The 26,572-nt window shown below is 69.6% G+C and carries 21 protein-coding genes; 9 read left to right on the forward strand and 12 right to left on the reverse strand.

The window, feature by feature from the left end:
- Window positions 1-61 precede the first annotated feature (61 nt).
- Both POL67_RS27365 and POL67_RS27370 read right to left on the reverse strand, forming a co-directional pair.
- Window positions 62-604 carry an inorganic diphosphatase gene (locus POL67_RS27365; protein WP_271922239.1) on the reverse strand — a complete coding sequence of 181 codons (543 nt, stop codon included), beginning with the start codon at window positions 602-604 and terminating at the stop codon, window positions 62-64.
- A gap of 84 nt (window positions 605-688) precedes the next feature.
- Window positions 689-2,836: an SBBP repeat-containing protein gene (locus tag POL67_RS27370; RefSeq protein ID WP_271922242.1), complete on the reverse strand. Its 2,148-nt coding sequence runs from the start codon at window positions 2,834-2,836 to the stop codon at window positions 689-691.
- Window positions 2,837-3,058: 222 nt separating this feature from the next.
- Between POL67_RS27370 and POL67_RS27375 the strand changes: the two genes are divergently transcribed.
- Window positions 3,059-4,000 carry a ligand-binding sensor domain-containing protein gene (locus POL67_RS27375; protein WP_271922244.1) on the forward strand — a complete coding sequence of 314 codons (942 nt, stop codon included), beginning with the start codon at window positions 3,059-3,061 and terminating at the stop codon, window positions 3,998-4,000.
- A 270-nt stretch (window positions 4,001-4,270) separates the two neighbouring features.
- Here the strand turns inward: POL67_RS27375 and POL67_RS27380 are convergent, their stop codons facing one another.
- The 4 genes from POL67_RS27380 to POL67_RS27395 are packed head-to-tail and all read right to left on the reverse strand — an operon-like array spanning window position 4,271 to window position 11,118.
- Entirely contained in the window at window positions 4,271-4,690 is a 420-nt protein-coding gene (locus POL67_RS27380) for a TFIIB-type zinc ribbon-containing protein (RefSeq protein WP_271922246.1), read from the reverse strand.
- Window positions 4,687-6,213 (reverse strand): 4-alpha-glucanotransferase, encoded by a 1,527-nt coding sequence (malQ, locus tag POL67_RS27385; protein ID WP_271922248.1) that lies wholly within the window; start codon window positions 6,211-6,213, stop codon window positions 4,687-4,689. The genes POL67_RS27380 and malQ overlap by 4 nt, the downstream gene beginning before the upstream one ends.
- A 43-nt stretch (window positions 6,214-6,256) precedes the next feature.
- Window positions 6,257-10,615 (reverse strand): hypothetical protein, encoded by a 4,359-nt coding sequence (locus POL67_RS27390; protein WP_271922250.1) that lies wholly within the window; start codon window positions 10,613-10,615, stop codon window positions 6,257-6,259.
- Window positions 10,615-11,118 (reverse strand): hypothetical protein, encoded by a 504-nt coding sequence (locus POL67_RS27395; protein WP_271922251.1) that lies wholly within the window; start codon window positions 11,116-11,118, stop codon window positions 10,615-10,617. Before POL67_RS27395 ends, POL67_RS27390 begins: the two co-directional genes overlap by 1 nt.
- Before the next feature lie 65 nt (window positions 11,119-11,183).
- Here POL67_RS27395 and POL67_RS27400 point away from each other — a divergent pair, with 65 nt between their 5' ends.
- Together POL67_RS27400 and POL67_RS27405 are read left to right on the forward strand one after the other, a co-directional pair.
- A complete protein-coding gene (locus POL67_RS27400) occupies window positions 11,184-11,507 on the forward strand; it encodes a BolA family protein (RefSeq protein ID WP_271922253.1) in 324 nt (107 codons plus the stop codon).
- Window positions 11,508-11,514: 7 nt separating this feature from the next.
- Window positions 11,515-12,324: a metallophosphoesterase family protein gene (locus POL67_RS27405; protein ID WP_271922255.1), complete on the forward strand. Its 810-nt coding sequence runs from the start codon at window positions 11,515-11,517 to the stop codon at window positions 12,322-12,324.
- 347 nt (window positions 12,325-12,671) lie between these two features.
- Here the strand turns inward: POL67_RS27405 and POL67_RS27410 are convergent, their stop codons facing one another.
- Window positions 12,672-14,054 carry an aldehyde dehydrogenase family protein gene (locus POL67_RS27410; protein ID WP_271922257.1) on the reverse strand — a complete coding sequence of 461 codons (1,383 nt, stop codon included), beginning with the start codon at window positions 14,052-14,054 and terminating at the stop codon, window positions 12,672-12,674.
- A 58-nt stretch (window positions 14,055-14,112) separates the two neighbouring features.
- On the opposite strand from POL67_RS27410, the gene POL67_RS27415 reads away from it, so the two are divergent.
- Window positions 14,113-14,889, forward strand: coding sequence for a Stp1/IreP family PP2C-type Ser/Thr phosphatase (locus POL67_RS27415; RefSeq protein WP_271922259.1), 777 nt, complete (start codon window positions 14,113-14,115; stop codon window positions 14,887-14,889).
- Window positions 14,890-14,892: 3 nt separating this feature from the next.
- Here the strand turns inward: POL67_RS27415 and POL67_RS27420 are convergent, their stop codons facing one another.
- Both POL67_RS27420 and POL67_RS27425 read right to left on the reverse strand, forming a co-directional pair.
- Window positions 14,893-15,066, reverse strand: coding sequence for a hypothetical protein (locus tag POL67_RS27420; protein ID WP_271922261.1), 174 nt, complete (start codon window positions 15,064-15,066; stop codon window positions 14,893-14,895).
- A 64-nt stretch (window positions 15,067-15,130) separates the two neighbouring features.
- The gene (locus POL67_RS27425; RefSeq protein WP_271922263.1) at window positions 15,131-17,569 is read right to left on the reverse strand and encodes a DUF2169 family type VI secretion system accessory protein; all 2,439 of its coding nucleotides are present in this window, start codon (window positions 17,567-17,569) and stop codon (window positions 15,131-15,133) included.
- Between the two features lie 562 nt (window positions 17,570-18,131).
- Here POL67_RS27425 and POL67_RS27430 point away from each other — a divergent pair.
- The gene (locus POL67_RS27430) at window positions 18,132-18,395 is read left to right on the forward strand and encodes a hypothetical protein (RefSeq protein WP_271922265.1); all 264 of its coding nucleotides are present in this window, start codon (window positions 18,132-18,134) and stop codon (window positions 18,393-18,395) included.
- A complete protein-coding gene (locus POL67_RS27435) occupies window positions 18,329-19,492 on the forward strand; it encodes a hypothetical protein (RefSeq protein ID WP_271922267.1) in 1,164 nt (387 codons plus the stop codon). The genes POL67_RS27430 and POL67_RS27435 overlap by 67 nt, the downstream gene beginning before the upstream one ends.
- On the opposite strand, the gene POL67_RS27440 is transcribed toward POL67_RS27435, so the two are convergent.
- On the reverse strand, window positions 19,493-20,572 hold the full coding sequence (locus tag POL67_RS27440; RefSeq protein ID WP_271922269.1) for a glycosyltransferase family protein: 1,080 nt from the start codon (window positions 20,570-20,572) through the stop codon (window positions 19,493-19,495). It lies immediately after the preceding gene.
- A 50-nt stretch (window positions 20,573-20,622) separates the two neighbouring features.
- Between POL67_RS27440 and POL67_RS27445 the strand changes: the two genes are divergently transcribed.
- Both POL67_RS27445 and def read left to right on the forward strand, forming a co-directional pair.
- Window positions 20,623-21,615: a hypothetical protein gene (locus tag POL67_RS27445; protein WP_271922271.1), complete on the forward strand. Its 993-nt coding sequence runs from the start codon at window positions 20,623-20,625 to the stop codon at window positions 21,613-21,615.
- A gap of 20 nt (window positions 21,616-21,635) precedes the next feature.
- Complete coding sequence (gene def / locus POL67_RS27450) at window positions 21,636-22,229, forward strand: peptide deformylase (protein ID WP_271922274.1); 594 nt, start codon at window positions 21,636-21,638, stop codon at window positions 22,227-22,229.
- Between the two features lie 48 nt (window positions 22,230-22,277).
- Here def and POL67_RS27455 read toward each other — a convergent pair whose 3' ends face one another.
- Window positions 22,278-24,074, reverse strand: coding sequence for a M4 family metallopeptidase (locus tag POL67_RS27455; protein ID WP_271922276.1), 1,797 nt, complete (start codon window positions 24,072-24,074; stop codon window positions 22,278-22,280).
- Between the two features lie 239 nt (window positions 24,075-24,313).
- Entirely contained in the window at window positions 24,314-24,946 is a 633-nt protein-coding gene (locus POL67_RS27460) for a polysaccharide biosynthesis/export family protein (protein ID WP_271922278.1), read from the reverse strand.
- Between the two features lie 131 nt (window positions 24,947-25,077).
- On the opposite strand from POL67_RS27460, the gene POL67_RS27465 reads away from it, so the two are divergent.
- Window positions 25,078-26,532: an O-antigen ligase family protein gene (locus tag POL67_RS27465; protein WP_271922280.1), complete on the forward strand. Its 1,455-nt coding sequence runs from the start codon at window positions 25,078-25,080 to the stop codon at window positions 26,530-26,532.
- Window positions 26,533-26,572: the final 40 nt, after the last annotated feature.

Below are 26,572 nucleotides of genomic sequence, written 5' to 3' on the forward strand. Positions count from 1 at the left end.
TGAGAGGAATTCGAGGGAAGGGGAAAGGGGTCCTGGCCCGCGCCGGGACCCCTTTTTCATGTCAGGGTTTGCCCCAGGCCGCGTCCTTCCGATAGGTCGCGATCGACTCGGCGATCACGTCGAGGGCGCGCTTGCGATCGTAGAGGTCGTCGACCTCGCTGATCTTGCCCTCGAGGATCTTGTAGTCCTGAAAGAACCGCCGGATCTCGGCGAGGACGTGCGACGGCAGCTCCGTCGCTTCTTCGTAATGGGCATACGCGGGATCGTCGATTGCCACGGCGATGATCTTGTCGTCGATGCCCTTGTCGTCCCGCATGCGAAACCCGCCGACGGGCCGGGCGCGCACGATGGTCAGGGGATGCACGGGCTCCTGCATGAGGACGAGGATGTCGAGGGCATCCCCGTCGCCCGCGTGCGTCTGCGGGATGAACCCGTAGTTCGCCGGGTAGTGGACCGACGAGTAGAGGACACGGTCGAGCATGAGCAGCCCCGTGCGCTTGTCGAGCTCGTACTTGAGCTTGGATCCACGCGGGATCTCGACGACCGCAGGGACGAACTCGGCGATGGAGGAAGGGACGACGTGAATATCGTGAAGAGGGTGCATTCGTTTGGGGGTTGGGGCGTAGCTCGGCTCGCCCGAGCGTAGAAAAGAGGGGGGTCCGGCCAACCGAACCCCCCCGGGGAGGTATCAGGGAGCGAGCTTCGCGAGGAACATGTCGGTCGCGCCGGCGGACGTGAAGGGGCCGCCGCCGAAGTCGATGATGTTTTCGAAGGTGCCCGTCACCCACGTGTTCGTCAGGGGGTCGATCGCGACCGCCTCGCCCGACTGGTTCGTCAGCATGCCGCTGCCGTACCGCCAGAGCCAAAGCGGCGCGCCGCTCGGGTTGAGCTTGCCGACGAAGACGTCGCGCCCGCCCGCGCTCACGACCGTGTTGCCGCCGAAACTGACCTGGTTGAAGAACTCGCCCGTGATCACGATGTTGCCAAACACGTCGATCGCGAGCCCCTGGCCGCGCTGCGCGGTCAGGTTGCCGAACGACTTGCTCCAGACGTGGTTGCCCATGATGTCGAGCTTCGCGATGTACCCGTCGACGTTGGCCGTGCCGTCCGCGCACGTGAGCGTGGTGGTGCCGCCGTCGAACGAGAACGAGCCGGCATACTCGCCCGTGAGGACGACGGAGCCGTCCGTGGGATCCGTGGCCACGGCGAACGCGCGCTGGTTCGCCGCGTCGCCGAAGCTCTTGCTCCACTGGTGCGTGCCGGCGCTGTCGTACCGAGCCACCACGATGTCGTAGTCGCCCGCGCTCGTGAGCGTGTTGCCGTTGAGGAAGCTGATGGAGTTCTGGAAGGCGCCGACGAACGTGACCTGACCCGCGGGGGTCACCGAGACCTCGTAGCCGAACTGCGTGCCCGTGCCGCCAAAAGCCCTGCCCCAGACGGCGTTGCCGTTGGCGCTCGCGAACTTGAGGAGCATCGCGTCGAGCCCCGCCACGTTCGTGAGGAGCCCGGGGAAGTTGATGTCGCCCGAGAACTGGCCGGTCACGTAGGCCGCGCCCGTCGCGTCGACCGCGATGTCCATGCCCTGCTGGGTCACGGTGTTGCCGACGCTCTTCGACCAGAGATGAACGCCGTTCGTGTCGAGCTTGGCGGCGTAGAGATCGTCGCCGCCCGCGCTGTTCAGGGGGCCCCCGCCGAAGTTGATCGAGCCCTGGAACGCGCCCGTGACGTACACGTTGCCCGCGCTGTCGACCGCGATGCCGTTGCCGACCTGGGTCGCGGTGTTGCCGTACTGCTTCGCCCAGAGGACGTTGCCCATGGGGTCGTACTTCGCGACGAGGACGTCGGTGCTGCCGGCGCTCGTGAGCGTGCCGATGGCGCCGCCCATGTTGATCGAGCCCTCGAAGTGGCCGATCGTGTAGACGTTGCCCTGGGCGTCGACCGCGACGTCCAGGCCGACCTGGTTCAAGGCGCCGCCGAACGGCTTGCTCGCGACGTGGTTGCCCGTGCAAGCGAGCGCCGCGCCGCTGCAGTCCTCGTCCGCCGGGGAGGCGCAGTTGTCGAGCGAGGGAAGGACCTCGCCCATGCAGGCGCCGTAGCCCGTTCCATCCGCGAGGCAGGTCTGGCTGCCGCCCTTGCACAAGCCGACGCCGTTCGTGTTGTCGGGGCCGGTGTAGCAATTGATGCTCGTGCCCGGCGAGCACGCGCAGCCGATGCCGTCGTCCGGCGCGCCGTCGCAGTCGTCGTCCTGCATGTTGCAGACCTCGGCCGAGGGCAGGACCTGCCCGACGCACGGGCCGTAGGACTGGCCGTCGGGCGCGCAGGTGGCCTTGCCCGCCACGCAGACGCCCGTGCCGGCGGTGCCGGGGGGTCCGTCGTAGCAGTCCATCGTCTCGCCCGGCGCGCAGACGCAGCTCGGGTCGTCGTCGACGTTGCCGTCGCAGTCGTCATCGACGCCGTTGCACGTCTCGTTCGCGGGGAGGACCGCGTCGACGCACGCGCCGAACTCACCGTTTGGCTCGCACGTCTGGACGCCGGCCTTGCAGGGGCCGACGCCCTGGGTGCCGTCGGGCCCGGCGTAACAGGGCTGCGTCGTGCCGATGGTGCAGCCGGGAGCGCCGCCGGTGCCGCCCGTCCCGCCGCCGCCCTGGCCGCCCATCCCACCGCCGCCCATCCCACCGCCGCCCATCCCGCCGCCGCCGCCCATCCCGCCGCCGCCGCCTTGCGCGATGCCTCCGGTGGTGTTGGGGGTGGGCTCGCCGCAGCCGGCGACGGCGCTGAGCAAGGCGAGCGTGATCGTGGGGAAAGATAGAGAAAGGAGTCGCGATCGGCGAAGCATGTCTGAAGCCTCCGGCGTGGACCGAGAAGAGGGATCCCGAGTTTCCGTCACATTACTGATTGCAAGGCCATCCACAATACCCCGGCCGCTTCCCGCCGGTTCGGGCCGGAATCCTTCGGGAAATCGTGTCCGGGGCGCGGCTTGACGCCCAGGAGGGGGTCTGGTCTCCTACGTTCCTGGATCGGCGTTCGCGAAGGACGCCGAATTCGCGGAGTTTTGCCCATGCGAAGAGCCTTCTTCCTTTTTTCTTCGTTCGCCTTGTTCACCGCCTCGGCGCTCGTGCTCGGTTGCTCGGCCGCGAACACGGATGGCACGTTCAAGGGCGGGGAGGGCGGCGACGCGGGGCAAGGGCAAGGCGGCTCGGCCGGCACGGGCGGACAGGGGGGAACGGCGGGTCCGGGGGGCGCGGGCGGCGAAGGCGGCTCGGGCGGGTTCAACTTCCCGAGCGACGGCGGGACGCCCGACCCGGAGCTGCCCGGGGAGGTGTTCGGGCACAGCCCCGATCGGCTCTACAAACTCGAGCCCTACACGAAGCAGGTCTCGGTCGTGGACTACTTCGATGGCTGCGGCGACGTCATCGACATCGCGATCGACAAGGACTCGAAGATCGTCGGGACGAGCTTCTCCGGGCTCTACTGGATCGACAAGACGACCGCGAAGTGCACGGAGATCGCGAGCGGCAGCTACCCGAACTCGCTCTCGTTCGTGCCAGCCGGCACGCTCGACGCGAACCACGAGGTGCTCGTCGGCTACCAGAACGCGACCTACGTGCGGATCGACACGGTCACCGGGAACATCACGACCGTCGGCTCGATCGGCGGCGGCTACTCGTCGAGCGGAGACATCGTGTCGGTGAAGGGCGGCGGGACGTACCTGACGGTGAAGGGCAACGGCTGCGACGATTGCCTGATCGAGGTGAACCCGAAGACGGGCGCGCTCGTGAAGAACTGGGGCCCGGTCGGGAACTCGGACGTCTTCGGGATCGCCTTCTGGGCAGGCAGCGTCTACGGCTTCACGAACTCGGGGTTCCTCTTCGAGCTCACCTTCAACCCGAACGGCACCAGCGTCACGTCGACGCCGATCGCGATCCCAGGGAACCCGAACCTGCAGTTCTGGGGCGCCGGCTCGACGACGTTCGCGCCCGTCGAGCCGCCGCCGAAGTAGGGCTGTGTTCCACAGCGTAGCGCCGGGGTTTCACCCCGGACCCGACGAGGGGCTGTCCGCCCCTTGACCCGGACCAGGGCCAGCCCTGGACCTCTTTTGCATCGACCGCGATGCGGTCGATGCAAAAGAGGTGGGGAACGCCCTCTAGCAGCCTGTGGAATGATCGTCGCGAGCGCCCCGAAGCTAGGGCGACGGAGCGAGGAATCCTGAAGGATTTCGAGCGATGTCGACCGACGATTCGGGGCGCGCAGCAGATAAGTCCACAGGCTGCTAGGCGCCGAGGGAGCGGAGTGCGTGGAGCATGCGCCGGAAGAGGCCCTCTTCCCGCGTGGGGGGCGAGGTGTCTTCGATGGGGCCGAGGGCCACGACCTCGGCGAGCGTCGTCGAGGGGATGAGGACGCCCGCGCAGCCGGGGCACCGCAGGACCTCGGGGCCGTGGCCGCGCAGGTGCTCGGGCGCGAGGGTGTCGCGGCAACGCGGGCAGGCGCGAACGCCGGGGCGCGTCTGCGGGACCGCCGGGCGGACCTCGACGGCAGCGGCGACGCTGGAGACGTCGCCGTCGAACCAGTCGATCCACACGGCGTGGCAGTCGGCGCAGACGTCGACCACGGCGCCGGGGGTCGGTCGCTCCTGGAGCAGGCCCGCGCAGAGCGGGCACTGCGGGGAGGCGAGGCGGTATTGCTCGCTCATCGCGCGGCTCCGGTGGATGCGGGCGCGGCGAGGCGTCCGTAGAGATCGGCGAGCTCGCGCAGGCGCATGGCCATCTCGCGGCGGAAGACGTCGCCGTGCAGCAGGAAGCGCCAGTTGTCGCGGGTCGTGGCGGGGTTGTTCATGCGCGCCTCGCTGCCGCGCGAGAGCACGTCCTGCATGGGGATGATCGCGGTGTTCGCGGTGGAGGCGAACGCCGCGAGGATGAAGTCCCAGGCGATGTCTTGACCGCTCACGCGGAGGTAACGCTGCACGTGGTGGCGCACGTGCGGCGCGGCCGCATGCCAGAAGCCCACGGTGGTGTCGTTGTCGTGGGTGCCCGGGTAGACGACGTTGTCCGGCTCGTGGTTGTGGGGCAGGTGCGTGTTGTCCGCGTCGCCGCCGAACGCGAACTGCAGGACGCGCATGCCGGGCAGGCCCGCGGCGCGGCGCAGCTCGTGGACGGCCTCGTCGATCATGCCGAGATCCTCGGCGACGAGCGGCATCTTGCCGTGACGCTCGAGCGCCTGGAAAAACGCGAGCCCGGGGCCCTTCACCCACCGGCCGCTGCGCGCGTCGGGGGCGCCGAACGGGATCTCCCAGTACGCGGCAAACGCGCGGAAGTGATCGATGCGGGCGATGTCCGTGTGCGCGAGGACGCGACGGAGGCGGGCGCGCCACCAGGAGAAGTCGTCCTCGGCCATGCGATCCCAGCGGTAGATCGGGTTGCCCCAGAGCTGGCCGGTCTCGCTGAAGTAGTCCGGCGGCACGCCCGACACGGTCTGCGGCGTGCCGAGCTCGTCGAGGTGGAAGAGGTTTCGGTGCGCCCAGACGTCGACGCTGTTGCGATCGACGTAGATCGGCAGGTCGCCGACGATCCGCACGCCGCGGCCGTGGGCGTAGGCGCGGAGCTCATTCCATTGGTGCTCGAAGAAAAACAGGATGGCGATCTCGCGCTCGATCTCCTTGGCGAACTCGGCGCGTGCCTTCGCGAGCGCCGCGGGCTCGCGGTCGCGCAGGGCAGGCTCCCAGTCCCACCAGGCCTTGCCGCCGTTCTTGCGCGAGAGGAGCCAGAAGAGCGCGGCGTCCTCCAGCCACGAGGCCTCGGCCTCGCGAAAGGCGGCGAGCGGCTTGCGCAGCGGGTGCTCGGGGTGCGCGAGGAGGCGCTCGGCGGCGCGATCGAGGCGCGGCTCCTTGAAGGCGCGCACGGCGTCGAAGTCGACGAGGCTCGCGGGCGTGAACTCGTGCGCGAGGTCCGAAGCGTCGAGCAGGCCGAGCTCGTGGAGCCGGACGAGGTCGACGAGGAGCGGGTTGCCGGCGAAGGCGGACCAGCAGACGTAGGGGCAGTTGTTGCTGGTCGGGTTGAGGGGCAGGACCTGCCAGAGGCCGAGCCCGGCCTGGGCCAGCCAGTCGAGGAAGCGCCGCGCGGAGGCGCCGAGATCCCCCATGCCGTAGGGGCCGGGCAGCGAGGTCGGGTGCAGGAGGATGCCCGCCTCGCGGCGGGGTTTGTCTTGGGCCTGGGTCATGCGAGCGTCTCCTCTCGGCGGGCCGAAAAGCGAGCGGACGATATCATCGCCGCGCCTTCTGCGTGATCCTTTGCAGCGCGGCCGAGACCGCCTCGCGCGCGCGTTTGGCCCGGACCTCGGGATCGGCCTCCGGCTGACGCAGGGCCCGGACCGCCTCGCAGGCGGCCTTGTCGGCGGGCGGGAGCGTGACGCAGAAGAGATCGTACGAGCGCGAAGCAGGCTCGGCGAGGGTGGGCTCCTTCGCGAGGATGGCCACGGCGTGCGCGAGGACGAGGGCGAAGAGCGATGCATGCGGGGTGGTGTCGAGCCATCGCGAGACGAACGTGGGGCTCCTCGCGAGCTTGGCCAGCACATCCCATCGGTCACGGGTGAGGCCGAGTTCGGTCGCGAAGACGAGCACCGAGAGGTTGCGGCTGCGATCGGCGAGGGCCGTCGTGTCCGCGTCGAGCGCGGCGAGATCGTCGAGCGCGGCGTCGTCGAGGGGAGCGCAGTTGACGGCGACGCTGAGCGTGTCGGCCCGCAGGCTCGGGCCGAGGAGCTTCGACCTGCCGATCGAGCGGGCCGCGCTGAGGAGGCTCGGGTTGCAGTGGCTCGGCTGGCGCTGGCGGGCGAGCAGGAGGGCGGCATCGTAGACACGGCCGGCCGAGGCGAGCTCGAGCGTGGCGCGGGTGAACGCGTCGGGGTCGTAGTTCTTCTGGTCCATGCCGCCAAGGAACACATCGAGGGCGGGCAGGGGGCCGGCGCACGCCTTGCCCGTGTCGCCCCGCCGGATCCGCGGGAGCTTGCGGAGCGCGCCGCCCGCGCGGAGCGAGAGGGCGAGGGCGTAGGCGTCACACGCGGGCGCCTCGTAGCCGCCGAGCTCGACCTTGTCCTCGGTGCAGGCGAGGGGCTCGCCGAGCACGGCGAGGGCACGCGCGGCACGATCGAGCAGGGGTTTTGCGGTGGGCATGCCGGCGAAGGCGACGGGCGTCGTGGAGAGGATTTCCCGCAGCGCGGCGTCGTCGGTGTCCTCGGCGAGCGTGGCGCGGACGAGCGACCAGAGATCACCGGCGAGCAAGGGCATGCCGGCGTCGGCGGCGAGGACGGCCGTGACGGCGAGGACGGCGCGCGCGTCGGCGGCGAGGGTCTTCGGATCGGCCGGGCCGAGCGATCGGCCACCGAGGCGCGCGCCGAAGATCGCGGCGTCGATCGCGCGGGACGCGGCGGAGGCGCCGCGCTCGGCGTCGCCGTCGAGGAAGTGGTAGGCGGCGGCGACGGCGGCGGCGTGCACGTAGTACCGCGCGGCCTCGGTGTCGCGCTCGGGGCCGGCGATCGGCGCGAGGCGCGCGGTGAACGAGCCCTCGGGCTTGCCGGGCGAGCGCACGCCGAGGCCCATCTGGAACGTGGAAGAACCTTCGAGCAGGCCCGCGCCGAAGGAGACGTCGAAGCTCACGTTGAAGACCTTGGAGACGGTCTTCTCGTCGTAGCGGTACGACATGCGGGGCATCACGAGGCCGCTCGACTCGGCCTTCGCGAGGAACGCGTCGAGTTTTTCGCGCGCCTTCGCGCGGTCGCCCGTGTTCGCGAGCTGCATGGCCTCCATCACGGAGACCACGGCGTCCGCGGCCCCGGGGTCCTCGCAGGCGCGCGTGACGGCGCCGCGCATGCCCTCGGCATACTCGCTCGGCCGCGGCGGCTCTCCGTGCCGCGCCCGGAAGACCTCACGCGCGAAACGCAGGGCCCAGCCGAGCTCGGAGGCGCCGCTCGATGCCGCGGCGATGGCCGCGTCGGGCGGCGGCTTGTCCGTGGCGATCGAGACGAGCACACCGCCGAGCAGGCAAAAATCGGCCTGATCCTGCTTGCCCTGGGCCCGCAAGGTGCCGGAGAGCGAGACGAGGAGCGCGTCGAGCCCGCCTTGCGTGGTCTCCACCGCGGCAGCGCGGGCGAGCGCGTCGAGCAGCCCCACCGGCGTGCCTGCGCCTTCCTCGCGGAAGATCGCGGCAAGCGCGCTGAGCAAGCTCTTCACGCGGGTCGCGTCGATCGACGAGCCTTTGGGCTCGGCGAGGTACGTCCGCACGAGGCCGTAGATCGACGTGATCGCGTCGGCGAACGCGCGCTCCTCCCACGCGGCGAGCCCGGCCGAAAAGGCGCGGTCGGCATCCGCCGCCGGGATCACGAAGGTGAAAGGCGCGGCCTTGTTCTTCCGCGGCGACGCGACGTCGATCGCATCCGACAGGATCGTCACGACGAAGCGCGCGCGGCGGATCGTCGCGCCGTCGCCCTTGGCGTACGAGGGGCTCGCGAGGATCCGCCTCCGCACGTCGCCGATCCGCGCGAGGACGCGGCGCGTCGCGGGGCTCGGCCCGCCCTTCGCACCGCCGCACTTCGGCTCGGCTCCGGCAGGCTTGTCGAGGAGGATCGTTGCGAGCGCGGTGATCGTTTGATCCCCAAGGGTCACCACGTCGTCGAGCAGGCCCGCGGGCATCGGCTCGGCGCCGTCGCCGAGGCCGGCCAGGCTCTCGCGCAGAGCGTCCCGCGCGGCCTTGCGATCGGCGGGGAAGCGGGCCGGCTCGGCGGCGTCGGGGTCGAGCTTGCCGGCGCTGCCGAGCGCGAGGTAGCGGGCCACGCTGGCGGCGAGGCGCGCGAGCGGGCGCCGCGCGACGGACGGATCGGCGAGGGCCTGCCCGATCCGTGCCGCGGCTGCGTCGAGATCGGGTCGTTCACCGAGGAGCATGCGCACGAGCACGTCGGCGGTGAAGAGCCCGGCCACGCCCCAGCCGCTCTGGCGGGCGAGATCCCCGTCGAGCTTCTTGCGGAACGCGCCAACAAGGCCCGTGTAAAACGCGCTCTGGATGGCCGCGGGATACGCCGTCGCAGCCAGCGCGCCGGTGAAGGCAGCCTCGAAGACCTCGGAGGCGTCCTTCGCGCGCGCGAGCCGATCCTCGATCGTTCGCCGCAACAGATCCACGAGCGCGTCACGCAGCGTCGCGTCCGAGACGAGGCCAGGGGCATACGCGAGCGTGACCACGCTCATCGAGCGCATGCGATCGGGGTGGGCCTGGTGAAGCTGCGACAGCGCAGCGAGGTGCGCGGAGACGAGCGTCGAGGCACGCCGATACGTGGGTGTTTGCGCGAGCGAAATCCCCGAGAGCTCGCCGCGCTGCTGCGTCAGCGCAAAGGCGTGGGTCCAGGTCGTGCGGGCCTCGTCCACCGTGCGCACGAACGCGTCGTACCGGGGCAACCACTCCGCGAGCGGCAGGAGGTTGTTCCGGGTCGTGTCGAGCGAAAGCGAGGGCGTGAGTGCGCGGCCCATCGTGTACGCGAAGGCCAGATCGTCGGGCCCCTGGAAGCTCGGCGGTGGCACGGCGACGCACGCCTCCTGCGGGCCGAAGAGCGCGCGGATCCCCTCGCGTTTGCCTTCCGGTACGGCCGCGAGGATGGCCTCGCCGACGACCTTCCAGGTCGCGCCGTCGTCCTCCGCGGCGCGGACGCGCAAGAGGTGGCCGTACGGCGTGCCATCGCGCAACGTGTCCGGCCCGGGGGGGCCACTCGAACGAGCGTGCGGGTACGGCGAGATCCATTCGCCCGCCGGAGGTTCGAGCGCGATGCCGGCGCTCTCCAGCAGCGTGAGCAAGTACCTCCCGCGGAGCACGGGCTCGGCTTCCTCGGAAGGGTGCGAGGCCTTCCGCTCGCTCGCGGCGCTGCGTCGATCGAGCAGCGTGGAAAGGCGTTCGGCCTCGCCGGCCGCGTCGACGTAACGGAAGCTGGCGGCGTGCTCGGCGGCGTGCCGGACCACCTGCGCGATCTCCAGATCGAGATCGAGGATCCCCTCGGGATCACGCGAAAAGATGTCCTGCACGACGGGCGGTAGGCCGGCCATGAACGGGCGAAGCGGATCGTTCGGGAAGATCTCCGTCAACGTCTTCGCGTCGGCCGTTACGCGCGCGATCGTCTCCCAGCCGAGCGACGCTCCCATCGCGGCAAGCAGCGCGGACGCGTCGATCGACGCCGGCCGGGGCAGCGGCCCGGTCCGGATCTCCACGGCACCTTTCCGCGCGGAGACCCGTGGTGAAGGCGTGTCGTTGCCGAGCTGCTCGCGCAAGACAACCGACTTCGCGCCGCGCGCCTTCGGCTCGGACTTCGCGTCACGCCAGAGCGAGGCCCACCGATCGGCGGCATCGCGCTCGGCCCGCGCCGCGACGTACGCGTCGAGCAGCGCCGTCGGATCCCGCTCTTCCCGCGCGGCCGCGGCGATCGCGCCCTCACACGTGGCAAGCGCGGCCTTGTCGCAGCGGAGGTCCGACGTGGCCCTCGTCTTGGGTGGAGGCGGCGCGACGCAGCTCCCGGCGGCCAGGATCAAGGCCGTCGCAGAGACGACCGCGCGCATGGCTCGTTTCCCGCGGTCCTCGCGTCGCGCCTGCATCACGCACCTCCGCCCTTGTCGCACGACACCGCAGTCGTGATCGTCCGTGTCGCGCGGAGCACGCTCCCTTCACCGGCAGCGAGCGGCGCGCCCTCGTCGTCCACGACGACGATCTCCACGTCGAACGTGTCGTACCGATTCGCCACGCCGATCATCGGGAACTCCACGACCGTCCCGGAGCCACGGTTCACCACCTTGCCGTTTGCCGAGAGCTCGAGGTGCCCGCACGTCTTCGTATCGCCGCAGTACCCAGGCGGCCGCAGCAAGAGCGCTTTGACGTCGAGCACGAAGGGAATCCGAACGTCCAGCACCTCGCCGATCGAAACGCAGGCGCCTTCCGCGGGGCTCTTGATGGAGATCGTGGGCGGGTCGGTCGCGGTCGTCTCCGTGGTGGTGTCGTCGCTCTCGTCGCTGCAGCCGGCGAGCAGGGCCGCGCAGAGGACGAGCGAACGCCCCGAAGCGCGCATGCAGCGCGCGAAGAAAGCTTGGGGGAAGCGTGTCATCGCGCCTTTGTAGCCCAGGCCCGAGCAAGATGGGAGGGATGCGAAATCCGGGCTAAGCTCGCCGCGTGTCGCGCCAAGAGAGAATCGAGCAGAAGCTCTCCGAGGCCCTCGCGCCCGTGGTCCTCACGGTCGAGAACGAGAGCAAGAACCACAACGTGCCCGCGGGCTCCGAGACGCACTTCAAGGTGCTGATCGTGAGCCCCACCTTCGAAGGCCTCGGCACGATCGAGAGGCACCGCAAGGTGCACACGGCCCTCGCCACGGAGCTGCGCTCCGGCCTGCACGCGCTCACGATCCGCGCGCTCACGCCCGCGCAGTTCGAGGCCGAGGGCGCCCCAGGTTTCCAGTCGCCACCCTGCCTCGGCGGCTCGAAGCACGACAAGACGTGAGTTCGGCATGCTCACGCTCGGCCTGATCACCGATCTCCACTTCGGCCCCGAAGCTGGATTCGCGGGCAAGTTGCGCAAGCTCACCCGCAGCGCGCCCGGCCTCGCCAAGGCCTTCGTCGCCCGCATGAACGAAGTCGTCCACCCCGACCTCGTCGTGAACCTCGGCGACGACATCGAAGACGAGGCCCACGACGCCGACCTCGCCCGCTACGCCGCCTGCGTAAATCTGCTCCGCGGCGCGCGCGCCGAGCTCGTGAACGTCGCAGGCAACCACGACACCGCGCACCTCGCGCCATCGGAGCTCCTCTCCGTCTGGCAGCGCCCCGATCTCGATCGGCTCTACCACGCGTTCGATCGCGGCGGCTTCCACTTCGTCGTGCTCCACACGCGCGAGCGCAAGGATCAAGACGTCACCGTGGGCGAGGAGCAACTCCGCTGGCTACGCGAGGATCTCGCCGCCACACGCGCGCCGACGGTGGTCCTCATGCACCACAGCGCAGCCGATCAGGATCTCCGCGGCAACCGCTGGTTCGAGGGCTCGCCGCACATCTGTCTCGTCGAGGAGCGGCGCGCGCTCCGGACCATCCTGCGCGAGAGCGGCGTCGTGCGCGCCGTCTTCAACGGGCACCTGCACTGGAACCACCTCGACGTGGTCGACGGCATCCCATTCATCACGCTGCAAAGCCTCATCGAAAACCTCGACGACGACGCCCCCGGCCGCCCCGCCGCCGCACACGCCGTCGTGCACCTCGAACCAAACCGCGTCGTCGTGAAGGTCGAAGGCGCAGAGCGCGCGACGTATCAGTTCGAGGCGTGAAGCGTAGCGCCGGGGTTTCACCCCGGACCCGACCAGGGGTTGTCCACCCCTGGACCCGGACCAGCGCAAGCGCTGGACGCGGGGTCGATGAACTGCGCGATGCGCAGTTCATCGAACAGCCGCTGGCAAGACTGGCGACGACCCTGCCAACCAAGGCCGCAGCGCTGCAGGTTCAACCGGCAACGTTTGCGTCGCCAGGTGGAGACACACCTGCATGGTCTTGCCACCGGCCCGGTGGAAGAACTGCGCTCCGCGCAGTTCTTCCACCTTCGGTCCAGGCCGTGCCTGGTCCGGGGTGAAGGGGGCGGACAGCCCCCTTCCGGGGTGCGGGGCAGAGCCTCGCGCGCTCAAAGCTTGAAGTTCAGCGCCTTCGGCCGCGTCAGGTGCAGAAAGCCAAGCGCGGATAAGGACGAACCCTTGCCGCTGTCCTTCACCCCGGTCCAGGGCAGGGCTGGGTCGAGCGTGTCGCACTGGTTCATGTAGACGGTGCCGACATCGAGCTGCTTCGCGAGGTGCTCGGCGCGTGCTCGGTCTCGCGTCCAGATGCTCGCTGTTAGGCCGAGATCGCTGTCGTTCGCTAGTGCCACGGCCTCCTCGTCCGAGTCCACGGACATGATCGGGAGCACGGGGCCGAACGTCTCGATCCGCATCACGTCCATGCGTGGATCGACGTTGACGAGCAGCGTGGGCTCGAAGAAACGCCCGCGCCCGTCGACCTGCGTTCGTTTGCCTCCCAAGAGAACCCGCGCGCCTGCGGCGACCGCGCGATCGATCTGCCCCTGGATGAACGCTGGGTGATGCGGCTGCGCGATCGGGCCCATGTTCGTCTCGGCGGCCGTGGGATCGCCGAGACGGTAGGCTTTCATGAGCGCGAGACACCCCTCGACGAACTTCTCGTACAGGCTCCGGTGCACGTACGCGCGCTCGACTGCGCAACAGCTCTGGCCTGCGTTGTAACAGGCGCCGTCGACGATGTTCTCGATCGCCTTGTCGAGGTCGGCGTCCGCTGCCACGTACGCCGCGTCCTTGCCGCCGAGTTCGAGCCCCACGTCCACGAAGCGCGCTGCCGCGGCCGCTGCGTACACCTTGTGCCCGCCCGCGACCGAGCCTGTGAACGCTACGTGATCCACGCGTGGATCGGCCACGATGCGCCCCGCCATCTCGTGATCGCAGTGCAGCGCCTGGACGAGCCCGGCCGGCGCCCCCGCGTCACGCAGCGCGTCGGCAAAGTGCTCTCCGCAGAGCGGCGACCGCGGCGAGTGCTTCAGGAGCACCGCGTTTCCTGCGAGCACGGCCGGGATCACCACGTTCACGGCTGTGAGCAGCGGATAGTTCCATGCGGGCAGGTTGAACACGACCCCCAGCGGGGCCCGCGCGATCCGCCGCTCGAAACCCTCTTGGGGCGGCAAGACCGTGTCTGCGAGCGACGCCTCGGCGATGCTCGCCATGTACCGGGCTCGCTTGGCCATCCCGCCTACCTCGCCACGCGCTTGACGCAGGGGCTTGCCCATCATGGCCGTGATGTCGGCCGCGATCGCCTCGGCCCGCTCTTCCATCCGCGCGATGGCCGCGAGGCAGAGGGCCACCCGGTCCTTCACGGGTGTCCCGGCGAAGGCCCGGGCGGCGGCCTGGGCGGCGTCCAGGGCCTGGTCCACCTCACCGGCTTCGGCGAGCGGGCGTCTGACGGCCACGTCGAGGGTGTAGGGGTTGTCGACCACGAGCTCCAGCATGGGGAGCAAGCTTAGGACCTGTTCGTCGGCCAGGAAATGTACGTACAATACCCGGCGGATGCGAGCAGTCGCGGCAGGCCTATCCGACGTGGGCAGACAGCGGCACCACAACGAGGACCGCTTCATCCTTCTGCCGGAGTTCAACGTGTTCGTCGTGGCCGACGGCATGGGTGGACATCAGTCCGGCGAGGTGGCGAGCCGGATGGCCGCGAGTTCCATCGCCAAGTACTTCCGCAACGAGTGCAAGCCCGACGTAACCGTCGGCCAGCGCCTGCGCGCCGCCGTGCTCGAAGCGAACGCGAAGATCTTCGCCCGCGCTGACGACTCGCGCTTGCACCGCGGCATGGGCACGACCGTCGTCGCGGGCGCGTACGCGCAGGATGATCGCACCTTCTTCGTCGCGCACGCGGGCGACAGCCGCTGCTACCGCCTGCGCGGCGACGAGCTCAAGCAGCTCACGCGCGACCACTCGCTCATCTCGGACGCGCTGCTCGAGCGGCCCGATCTCACCGAGCTCGATCTCAAGTACCTGCCGAAGAACGTCATCACGCGCGCGCTCGGCATCAGCCCCACGGTCGACGTCGACCTGCGCGCCGAGCGCGTCGAGCCACACGACGTCTTCGTCCTCTGCTCGGACGGCTTGCACGGGCTCGTGTCCGATGAGGAGATCGCGCTCATCGTGCGCGAGAGCGACATCCTCACCGAGGCGTGCACGCGCCTCATCGACACGGCGAACGCGAACGGCGGACGAGACAACATCACGGTCGTGCTGGTCCGCATCGAGCCCGACGATCCGCCCTGGGCCGGCCGTCGCGCGAACTACACGCGCGCCTGAAGCTCAAGGCCTCCGGCCGATCGTCCCGGCCCGGAAGTACCAGGCGAGCGCGAGCACGGCGATCACCAGCAAGACCACCCAGAACCACGGCGATCGGGTCCTGGGGTTGGCCGTCTCGTCCACCATCTGCGCCGCGAAGAGGTTCGCGGCGGCGAGGATCGCGGTCGGTGCGTTCATCTTCCCCTCCCGCCGCTCACGTTGGGCCGGCGGGCGAGGCGTCAATCTTCACGCTGCGGTCACGTTATCGATCACTCGATCGTGGCCGCGAGGGCGTGGCTGCCTCGGCGTAGGTCGCGCCGCCGCGACCATCGGGGCTCACCCGCGCGTACGCCCTGCGTGCCGAGGCGAGCGCTTCCCGCACCCGCGCGCGGAAGGCAGGATCGGCCTCCATGCGCTCCTGCCAGACGCGCTCGATCCGCACGAGGCAGGTGCGCGCGAGGCCGAGCTCCGCGAGCACCACGTCGGCGTCGCTGTGCTCCACCGAGAACATCAGCCGAGCGTAGTCGGCGATCTCCAGCGCGCCTCGCTCGATCTCGAGCTGCTGCACGTACGCTCGATCGTAGGCGAGCCGGAGCTCGCTTCGCCCTTGCTCGGTCTCGGCGCGGATCGCGCCCACCCACGTCCGCTCGGTTGACACCCAGCGCGGCTCGGACAAACCCATCTCCGACAGGATGCGCGCGCGGTCCTCGGGGCGGCGATCGATGCGTGCGGCCACGCATGCGCAGAGCTCGAGCGGCAGGTCCGCGGTCATCAGCAGCGGCGAGGCCATGCTCGACGTCGAGGGCTTGCGACCGGCGCCGGACGGGCGCGGGGTCTCGACCGACACGACCGAAGGCTTCGGCGACGGTGTGGCTGGCGCGGAGGGCAGGGCGGGGCCCGACGACGCCGCGGCCGACGCCGTGAAGAAGGCTGCGTTCTCTGCCGGCGAGACGGGCGACGTGGTCGTCGTGGAGGCGGCCCCCGCGACGGGCATGTAGCCCTTCGGCTCGGACCACGACAAAAGCCCCGGTGCGCGCTGCGTCGTGGGCGGGGCGTCGAGCAGGCGCGCGCTCGCGGCGACGGCCCCGCCGGGCAACGTGGGAGGCGGCGCGAGCGTCCCCGTCTTGCGCGTGCTTGGCACCAGCGTCGGCGGCGCGACCGAATCGCGCTCCGTGATCACGCCGAAGCTCTCGGCCGGCGGCGGGCTCGTCGTGCCCGTGCGCGCGGTCGCGGGTGCGCGGTCGGCCGGATCTTCTTCCTCTTCGCCTCGTGCTTGCTCGCCCTGCGGCACGCTCGTCGGCGTGGGCGGGGGCGGCAGCCGCATCGCGGCCGCGTCGCCGGGCCAAACGTCCGTCTCCCACGAAGCCTCGACCTGCGCGGGCCTCTCGTCCTCGACCTCCGCGCGTGCTGCGCGCTCGACGAGCTGGCTCGGCCCGGGGAAGGCCGCGTCCACGACGAACCGCGACGACGCGCGATCCTCGATGAGGCGCTCGCCCGACGGCGGAATCGGCACCGAGCTGTCGCGCGGCCGCGCGGGCAGGCTCCCGCCCAGCGCGAGTGGCTCGACGGGCAGCGGAGTCGGCTCCTCCGGCGTGGGCTGCACGGGGGCCGACGGCAGGAGCGTGTACCCCTCGTCTTCCGCGATTTCGCCTTCGAAGGGGCGCGGGAGGATCGGCCGCGGGCTCGAATCCTCGGGCGCGATGGGAGGCGACTCCACGTCTTCGAGGCTCACCGTCATCTCGGGGCTCTCGGAGGCCACGATGATCCGGCCGAGCGCGTGCTCGTCGGGCTCGGACACCGGCGTCGACCCGCGCCAGGAAAGCACGGCCACGAGGCGCACGCCGTCGATCCAGATCGTGTCGAGACGCACGTCGACCTCGAAAGGCCGCGCCGAACCCTGGTGCGCGTAAAACACGCGCGGGCGGATGTTCGGCAGACGCGACTCGAGGCGCGGCGCCTTGCGGGTCAGGTGCTCGAGCACGATGTTCGGCGCGGGCTCCAGCTCGTCGATCTGTTGCTCGCTCGGCGCGCAGTTGAAGAGCGAGAAGGGAAGCGACGCGGGGGCTGGGGCGTGCTCGGAGCGGATGCGGCGCGCGAACATGACGGCGTCGTCCGGGGCGCCGCGGTGCTCGGCGCGCCAGCGGATCGGCAGCGGGCCAAAGCCCGGCGTCGCGTTCGGCGGGCACGTCTCGCTCGTCTCGATGCGCGGCAAGGGCCAGCCTGCGCTCCCGGCGCCCGAGGGGATGCCGCTCATGTTCTCGCCTTGCATCGCGGCGAGCTCGTAGCGGAGCGGGATCGCGGAAAAACGCTCCGGCGCGCTCGGACGCAGGCTGCCCGTATGACCCGGCATCCACACGCGTGGCCCACAGACGCGCAGCGACTTGTCGAAATGGCCCACGCGGAGGCGCGGCGTAAGAATCTCGGTCGGCATGCCGCCGGGAGCGAACGCGCGGCCCGAGAACGCGACGTCGATCTTCGGCTTGTACGGGACGAAGTCACTCGGCGCGAAGAGCGCCGCTTGCGGGTTGTGATCCCAGGAGATATCGCCGTGGGCCGTGTCCTGCTTCGGCGCGAGGAGCGCCGTCTCGCCGTGGACCAGCGTGAACGTCGCCTTCACCCCGATCGTGAGGCGATAGCCGCCGGGGCGCTCTTCCCACACCACGGTGGCGACGCTGAATGGGCAGAGTCGGACGATCTCCAATGCGGGGAGGGTAGCTTAACGCGAGCAGGTTGGGAAAGATTTCCTCGGGGGATCCCCGGATCTTTCGTGCCTTGGGCTCTTCCGCTCGATCGAGTGTGACAATTGTCACAAGTTCGCGGAGAGTAGGGATTTGCCCGAGCCAACGGAGACGCGCGCGACCTGACGCTGCGGTGCGTCGGTGCGAATGCGGCCGCGACCGACCGCCTTCACGTCTGCGACAACCCATTGGCGGACGGCCGGTCCGTCCATGGTGGCCTAACCTCCCCGTTTCTCTCGTCCCCCTCGGGCGCGCCCGTCGGTCGAGATCCGTTCAGGCGGGAGGAAGCCCCGGGGGGACCGCCGCGCCTCGCGCCGCCGCATGCCCATTGCCAGCGCGTGCGGGGCGACGCACGGGCGCGCCGACCATTGAAGGATTTCCACGACGACCGCGGATTTCGTTTGGATGGCGGGGCGCGTACTGGTCATCCGAGTGACCAGAAAATGGCATGTTCACGACAGAAAAAGAGCGCGCGTGCGGGGAGCCGGGACGATAGTCTGACGCCCCTGTCGAAAGGAGACATTCATGCTCAAAAATAGCCTCGTCGCGCTGGCGCTCGCTTCCTTCACCACCGTTCTGCTTGCATGTTCCGCGGCAGAGGTGGGGGAGCCATGCGAAACCGAGGGAGCGGCGGACGAATGTGTCGACGACGCGATCTGCGGAAAGCCGACCGATACGGCCACGGAGCCGCAGTGCCTCAAGGTCTGCACGCAGGATTCGGATTGCGCCGCGAGCGAGTCCTGCAACGGCGTGACGGGGAGCAGCACCAAGGCCTGCCGCATCAAGTAATCGCCTGCGCCGCGGCCCTCGCCACGCTCCTCGCCGCAGCGCCCGTGCGCGCCGAGGCGGCGCCTGGCGGAGGCGCCGCGGCGCGCACCCTCGAAGGCCACAGGTTCCAGCCGCCCGTGCTGCTCGAAGGCCCCTTCACGACCACCCACGTGGGAATCGACACCTCGATGGGCCTGCGCGTCCAGGACGGCGTCGGCGCCCCACCCGCGGCCCTGATGGGCCTGCCGCTCCCCACCTACGACGGCCAGAAGCTTTTTCTGTTCGAGGAGCGGCTCGCCGTGGGAATTTCGCCGGTGCGCGGCGCGGAAATCGGGGCGCGCGCGGCCTTTCAAATGGGCGTCGGCGGCGACGCGGCGACGACCTATCTTTACGGAATCCGCGCGGGCTACGAAATCCGCCCGCATGTCGGCTTCGAGGTCCTGCACAGCGAGGTGCTCGGCCTTTCGGTCGGCCTGCGGGCCGGCCTCGTCCTCGCCGGCGGGGTGCGCGCGCGGCCGTCCGGGCTCGTGGACGCCATGATGCGCGAGGCGGACGCCGTGATGCGGGAGCCGGCGCGATTCATCTGCCTCCGCGCCGGGGATCTCGGCTGCGCGTTCAAGACCTTCGACGGGGCGGGGGCGCTGCACGTGGACGAGCGGAGCTTCGGCGTCCACGCGCTCGCGAGCGCGGCGAAGTCGTTCGGGCAGCACGTGGGCATTCAGGCCTCGTTCGGGGGCGAGGCGCTCGATACACGCCTGCGCGGCGGCCCAGGCCTCGATTCCCGCACGGCGCCGCGCGCGTATGCGGCGTCCGTCGCGGCCTCGGTCGACCTCGCGCCCCTCGCGCCCGTGGGGGCGATGCTCGAAGCGGGGATCGAGCGCGGCGAAAACCGTGGCCTCGATCGCCGCAATGCGGAGATCCTCGGCGCCGCCCCCATGGCCTACACGACCGAGCGCGTCGCGGCGGGCGTCTATTACACGGGGCGCGACGCGCTCACGCTGGGGTTCGTCGGGACCTACGGCTTCACGCAGGCGAGGCGCGCCGCGGGGGACACGGCCTCGCCCGGCCCCCCCACGCGCGCCCTCGGCGGCCGCCTGGCGTTCCGCTACTTCTTCTGATCAGGAGAGCACGCCCGCGGCAGCCCGATCGAGCAGCGCGTCGATGCCGTCGAAGAGATCCTGGTTCCCGTTCTGCGCATACGCCGCGAGCTTCTCCGCGCATTCGGGCACGACCTTCACGAAATCGAGGATCGTGGCCGGATCGGCGAGCGAGTCTGCCGATCGGCCAAACCCTTCGCGCTCCAAGTATCGCGCGTTCAGGACCTGCTCGAACTGGTGGCGGATGGGGACGGCGAGCATGGGTTTGTGCAGGTACACGGCCTCGCCCATGAGCGTGAAGCCGCCGCCCGCGATGACGGCGCGGGCCGAGGCGAGATCGTCGATGAACCCGTCCTCGCTGAAAGGCCGATACCGCAGATTGCCCTCGACCTGCTCCTCCTGGATGCCGCGGCGCATGCCATAGATGCGGCATTCGAGCCCGGTCTTCCGCAGCGTATCGGCGAGCGCGTCGTTGCCCTCGGCGGTCTGGTAGACGAGCAGGTGCTCGCCCGCGCGCCGGTTCGCGCGCAGGATCTCGGGCCGCAGGATGGGCGGGTAGAGCGTCGTGCGGGGCTTGCGGATCGGGGGGCGGAAGAAGCTCGTGACGAGGTAATGGTCGCAGAACGGGAGTTTTCCTTTGATGAACAGGCGCGTCACGGTAAAGTCCGCCTCGTCTCCGCGGATGATGTCGGGCCCGTGCGTGCACCGGTTGATGATCTGCATGTTGTCGATGGACAGGATGGGCAGTCCATGCGTCTTCGCGAACAGGTAGGTCCACGACTCGAAATCGCTGATCACCACCTCGGGGCGAAACGCCTGGATGAGCTCGAAGTAGGCCGCGATGTTCTTGGGCAGCCCCGCCGCGCCCTGCGCGACGTTCGAGAACAACGTCTTGCCCCGACGAACGCGGTTTTCCTCGTAGATCATGTGGAAGCCGTGAATCTTGTTCACGCCTTCGAACCGCTTCGTGAGGAACTCGGCGGCCCGGCCCGAGGCCATGATCTCGATCTCGTGCCCCTGGCCGACCAGGTGCTCGAGCACCACGCGCGACCGCATCGCGTGCCCCATGCCCTCGCCAACCACCCCGTAGAGGATCTTCATGGCCGTCGAGTTTATCGATCCACACCACGAGGGTCGAGGGGGCGGAGACGATGACGGCCCCGCGAGGCCTTCGAATCTGGTGCGAGATGGTGACGCACGCCGAGATCACCTCGCCCGCCGTGCTCGCCGCGCTCGCGCAGCGAAAGATCGGCCTCATCGTCGCGGCGCAGCCGGGCCCGCGCGCCGATCTCGTGCGCCTCGCCCAGGCCGCGCGGGACGCGGGGCTCTCCTTCGCCATCTGGCCGATGCTCACGGACGCGGCCGGGCGCTGGGCGAGCGTGGACAACGCGGCGCGGTTCGCCTCCTACGTCCACGCGCTCGTGGACGAGCTCGACGCCGCGGGCGCTCTGCCTGACGAAGTCGCCCTCGATCTCGAACCGCCGATCGACCGGCTCCGCCGCATGCTCGGGCTCGACCCGCCCGCGAGGAGCGCGCCCCCTCCGGACGACGGCGAGGCAATCCTGGGCGCCCTCGTGCGGGATCTGCGCGCCCGTGTCCCGACGCCGATCCGCGTCTCGGCCGCGGTGATCCCGCTCGTTCTGTTGGACGACGAAAGGTCGGGGCTCGAACGATGGCTCGGCACGCCCGTCGGCTCCATCGCCTGGGATCACACGAGCGTGATGGTCTACACCACGCTGATCGAAGGGTATTCGCGTGGCCTTTTGACCCGCAACGATGTGCGGCCCCTGCTCGCGTCCGCGTGCCGGCTCACCGCTTCGCGCTTCGGGGCGCGGGCGGGCGTGTCGCTCGGGGCGGTGGGGAAGGGGGCGCTCGGCGACGAGGCGACGTACCGCTCGGCCGCGGAGCTCGCCGACGACGTCGCCATCGCGCGCGCGGCGGGCATCGAGGACCTCACGCTCTTCGACCTCGGCGGCGTGCTTCGGCGGCCGCCCTGGGAGGCGTGGCTCGACGCGTTCACGTGCACCGCCCCCGCGCCGCGGCTGCCCGAAGCGACGTGGAAGAGCCGCGCGACGGAAAAGCTCGGCCGCGGCGCGTCCCGCTCGCTCGGCGCGTTCGGTTCCTTGCGCCGGACGCGCGGGTGAGGGCACCATCCGGCGTCCCGATGTCGAAGCCCAGGATCGTACAAGCCGGTAGCCCCGTCCTCCGCGCCGCCGCCGCCCCCGTCGCGAGGGATCAGATCACGAGCCGCGACACCCGCCTGCTCGTGAAAAAGATGGTCGAGACGATGCGCCAGGCGCCCGGCGTGGGCCTCGCCGCCCCGCAGATCGGCGTGAGCCTCCAGGTGATCGTGCTCGAGGACGACAACACCCGCATGGCGCGCCTCACGAAAGAGCAACGCGAAGAGCGCGGCCGCGCCCCGTTCCCGCTGACCGTCGTCTTCAATCCCGAGCTCCGCGTGATCGGCGATGAAAAAGCGACCTACTTCGAGGGATGTCTGTCCGTCGCGGGGTACATGGCGCTCGTCGAGCGGCATTTTGCCGTGGAGGTGACGGGCCTCGACGAGAAAGGCGAGCCGCTCCGCTGGGAGGCGAGGGGCTGGCCCGCGCGCATCCTCCAGCACGAGGTGGATCACCTGCGCGGCGTGCTCTACGTGGATCGCATGATCACGCGGACGCTCGCGTGCAACGACGAGATGGGCGCGCGCTGGCTCGAAGCGCCCGTCGCGGAGGTGAAGAAGGTGTTTGGCGTGGAGTGAGGGCGCGCGGCCCTTGGTTTGACCCGAGGTACGCGCGCCCGTCCGGGATCACTGGGCGGAGTAGGTCTTCAGCGTGATGCCCGACGAGGACGAGTAGCCGTAGAGCTTGATGTAGTACGTGCCGCTCTGCGGCGGGGTGAACTCGCAGACCTCGTTGTTGCCCTCGAGGTACGGGCGGCAGGCGTAGCTCGACGTGGTGGGCGCGCTGCCGAAGCGCACGTAGAGATCCGCGTCGCCCGTGCCGCCGGAGATCTCGATCTTCAGCGACTTGGAGCCGGCCGGCGTCACCTGCGTGTAGTTCGAGCTCCACTTCTTCGAGCCGACCGAGATGTTGCTCACCGTGCCGAGCAGCGAGTACGTCGGAGCGGCGCCCACGCCGACGGCGGTCCAGGCGTCGCCGATCGTCGTGGCGGCGGCCGCGCCGTAGAGCGAGTTCGCCGCCGCGATCGTGCAGGCGCGGGCGTCGCTGAACTTGGCGCTCGGGCCGAGGCAGGCCGTGTTCGCTTGATAGAAGATCGCCGCGCCCTTCTGGATGCTCTCCAGGGCGTTCGACGCGAGCGGGGTCACCACGTTGCTCGTCTTGCCGCGCGGGTGCGAGCCGCCGGCGACCGCGAGGTAGAACGCGAGGTTCGCGATGCCCGAGTTCCAGTGCACGCCGCCGTTGTCCTGCGTCCCCGTGTAGCGCGTCGGGTAGTAGTCGTAATCACCCGCGATCGCCGGGTCGTTCATGTAGCGGAGCGCGTCGCCCGCCGTGCCCGGCGTCCAGCACTCCTCGCCGATCTTCCAGGTGTTCCCCGAGACCGCGCCGTCGCGGTAGGCCTCGATCGAGGCGCCGAAGATGTCGGAGAAGGCCTCGTTCAGCGCGCCGGACTCGTTCTGGTAGATGAGGCCCGAGGCGTACTCCGTGACCGCGTGCGTGAGCTCGTGGCCCACGACGTCGAGCACCGTGAGCGCCGAGGCGTTGGTGCCGTCGCCGTCGCCGTACACCATCTGGTTGCCGTCCCAGTAGGCGTTCACGTAGCTGTTGCTGTAGTGGACGCTCGACGTGAGGGTGGCGCCCGAACCGTTGTAGCTGTCGCGGCCGAAGTTGTTGAAATAGAAGTCGTACGTGATGCCCGCGTTGTCGTGCGCCGCGTTGACGACGGCGTCGGCGACGGCGGCCTGGCCCTCGGAGCGCTGGAGCGTGCCCGGGATGGTCGTCTTCTGCGAGCCGCTCGCCGTGTACGTCTTGCGGTTCTTCGCGGTCTGGAGGTTGTCGTAGCTGTTCACGACCTCGCCCGTCCGCGCATCCACGAAGATCACGGGCAGCGAGGGCATGCCGTCGTGGTCCGTCGCCTCGAGCTGGATCCGGTGCGTCACCACCGCGCCGAGCTGCTTGCGCGCGAGGATCTGCTTGTCCGCCGCGCGCGTGCGCGAGACCACGCCGTCCACGGCGCCGTAGGCGATCTTGATCGCGTCGGCCTCGGAGATCGTGGCCGGCTCGACGCGCAGGTCGCGCTCCAGGTAATCGTGCACATCTTTCACCCCGCCGCGCGTGTCGAGCTCGACGACGGCCTGGGCGCCGAAGACCGGGATTCCGTCGATCGACTGCGCGACGCGCGTGACGGCCTCGCCGCTCTCGTCGATGTGCACGCGCTCGACCTTGAGGTCGCCGGCGCCCCGGGCGATGTCGCGCTCGGCGACCTTCTCGATGCCGATGTCGCCGGCGAGCTTCTTCGCCTGCTCGTCGCGACTGGCGAATACGTCCTGGGAAACGGCCTGATTATCGACGTCCTGACCGTCGACGGCGCAGGCGGCGAGGAGGAACGTCAGGGGAGCGAGCGTGGCAAGGCGACGATGACGCATGGGCTGACACCTCGAAATGGGAAAGGTCGTGGCGGGGGCTTCCGGGAACCCGGAGAATGCCGACCTTCCTTTTTTTCGCGATTGGTGTCAATGCCGAACTGTGTCACCGCCGAAAATCGTCCGTAATGGGTAAATTTTCCCACCAATTCAATGCAACAGCGTTGCATCTACCGATCTTGTCGCACTCGTTCACCCGAGCTGCAACGTCGGAGGTGCACTCTCGAATGACCAGGGGTGCACTAGGGAACGACCACGGTGTCATTCGTCAGGAGCGGCAAATTCTCGCGGAGATCCCCGCCCTTCACCACGGCCGTGAACGCGAACGGGATCCGCCGCTCGCCATGCGCGTCTTTGCGCACGATGACAATTTCGTTCGGCGCGGCAAACCGCGTGAATCCACCGGCGAGCGCGATCGCCTGCAGCACCGTGACTTGCCCCGTCGGCGTGAACTCGCCCGGCCGCGTGACCTCGCCCAGCACGTAAATACGATAGCTGTGGAGCTCGGCGACCTCGACGGAGACGACCAGCGGCTCCGTGTAGAACTGCTGGCCCTTTTCGGTGATCTCCTTGCCGATCTGCTCCACGGTCTTTCCACCACAAACGATATCGCCGACGAGCGGGAGCGTGATGAATCCGTCGGGGCGCACCGTGACCCTGCGGCTGAGCTGTTCGTTGTGCCAGACGCGCACCTCGAGCACATCCCCGGGCCCCACGGTGTACGTCCGCATCACGCGCAGCTCCGTCGTGTAATCGTAGGTCGGGCGCGCGCCGCCGCAGCTCGCCGAGGCCCAGAGCCCCAGTAAAGCCAGGCATCCCCGCACGAACCGTCCTTTCACGCCCCGGGCGATTCTCTTCTTTTCGTGCACATCCATGGCATTCCTCCGACGAGCAGCTTCACCCGTGGCAAAGGGTGATCCCGAATGCTCGGAGCGCCGACCCCTGCTACGAAAGAGGCCACGCGCGCCGCGGGAAAGCCATCCGCGAAGGCGCGCCCTCGGGGGACATGGCCTCGATCATCGTGTGCGTGCTCTGCGCGCTCGTCGTCTTGAAGCCCCAGGAGTTCGTGCCGGCCCTCGCCGGGCTGCCGCTCCTCTACATCGTGTTCGCGCTCTTCACCGTGGCATTCGTCGTGGACGTCCTGCGCGGTCGCGCCCGGGTCGATTTCCCGCCGCACGCCCCCTTCGTCCTCGCGTTTTTCCTGTGGGGAGCGCTCGTCACGCTCGTGCGCAGACCCGCGGTCCTGCAGAAGGAGGGGACCGAGCTCGCCATCGTGCTCTGCATCTTCGGCGTGATTTCGCTCGGCCTGGGCACGACGAAGGGCCTGCGGCGTTTTTGCTGGACGCTCCTCGTTTGCATGATTTTCGCCTCGACGGTCGCGCTCCTCCAGTCCCAGGGGCCCTTCGGCTGCATGATCGCCGAGAAGAGCGACTGGGAGGGCAAAGGCGAGCTCCAGTACGACGGGCGCGGCTGCGAGAACGCGCTCGATTGTCGAAAGGACGGCCTGCCGGACGTGAATTACCGTTGCGAGCGGGTCGGTCCGTTCGGCACGGCCACGATCGGCGGCCGCGTACGTTATCGCGGCACGCTCGCCGATCCGAACGAGCTCTCGCTCGCCGCCGTGATGGCCTTGCCTTTCGCGCTCGCGTTCGCCGAGCGAAAACGATCGTCCCGGGATCCGAACCAGAAGCCGACCGCGGCGTCGCTCCGGCTCCCCATTCTGCTCACGGACGGATTGCTCGCCGGCATCGCGTCCATCTTCCGCGTCGTCCCGGCGCTCGTCGTCGCATTCGCGTTCGCCGTGATGATCGTCCTTTCCCAATCACGCATGGGTGTCCTCGTCTTCCTCGTCGTGATGGGGCTCGCCTTCATCCGGCGCGCGGGGATCTTCGGCGTCGTCATTGGCTGCATCGCATTTCCGCCCGTGCTCCTGCTCGGCGGACGGAGCGGGGCGGAGGCCGAGGCGTCCGCGGACGAGCGGCTCGATCTCGTGGCCGAGGCGCTCACGATGATCCGAAAGTCGAAGGGAATCGGCTTCGGCGTCGGCCAGTTCGCCGACGAATCGACGCGCGGGCTCACGGCGCACAACAGCTACCTGCTCGCGGCGGCGGAGACGGGGATCATCGGGGCTTGCCTCTTTTCGCTCGTGCTCTACGGCGCCCTCAAGGTGCCCTTGAAATTGTGGTTCGGCTCGTACGACGTGGACGCGGAGCTCCGTCGTCTCGCGCCGGCGCTCGCGATCTCGCTCGGCGGGGCGTACGTCGGGATCTTTTTCCTTTCGTGGTCGTACAAGGAATTTCTTTACATGCTGCTCGGCGCCTCCGCGGCGCTCTACCAGGCCGCGCGCGCGGCGGATCCGCGGTTCTCGGTGCGCATCGACGCGCGCGAGGCCGCGACCGTCTGCGCGGCGTGCCTCCTGCTCTTCCCGATCGTGTGGGTCGTGCTGCACGTGATGGGCTGAATCGTATGTTCTCGACAACCCAAAGGAGCGAGGAGGCGCC

The organism is Polyangium mundeleinium (genome assembly GCF_028369105.1).
Classification (GTDB): domain Bacteria; phylum Myxococcota_A; class Polyangia; order Polyangiales; family Polyangiaceae; genus Polyangium; species Polyangium mundeleinium.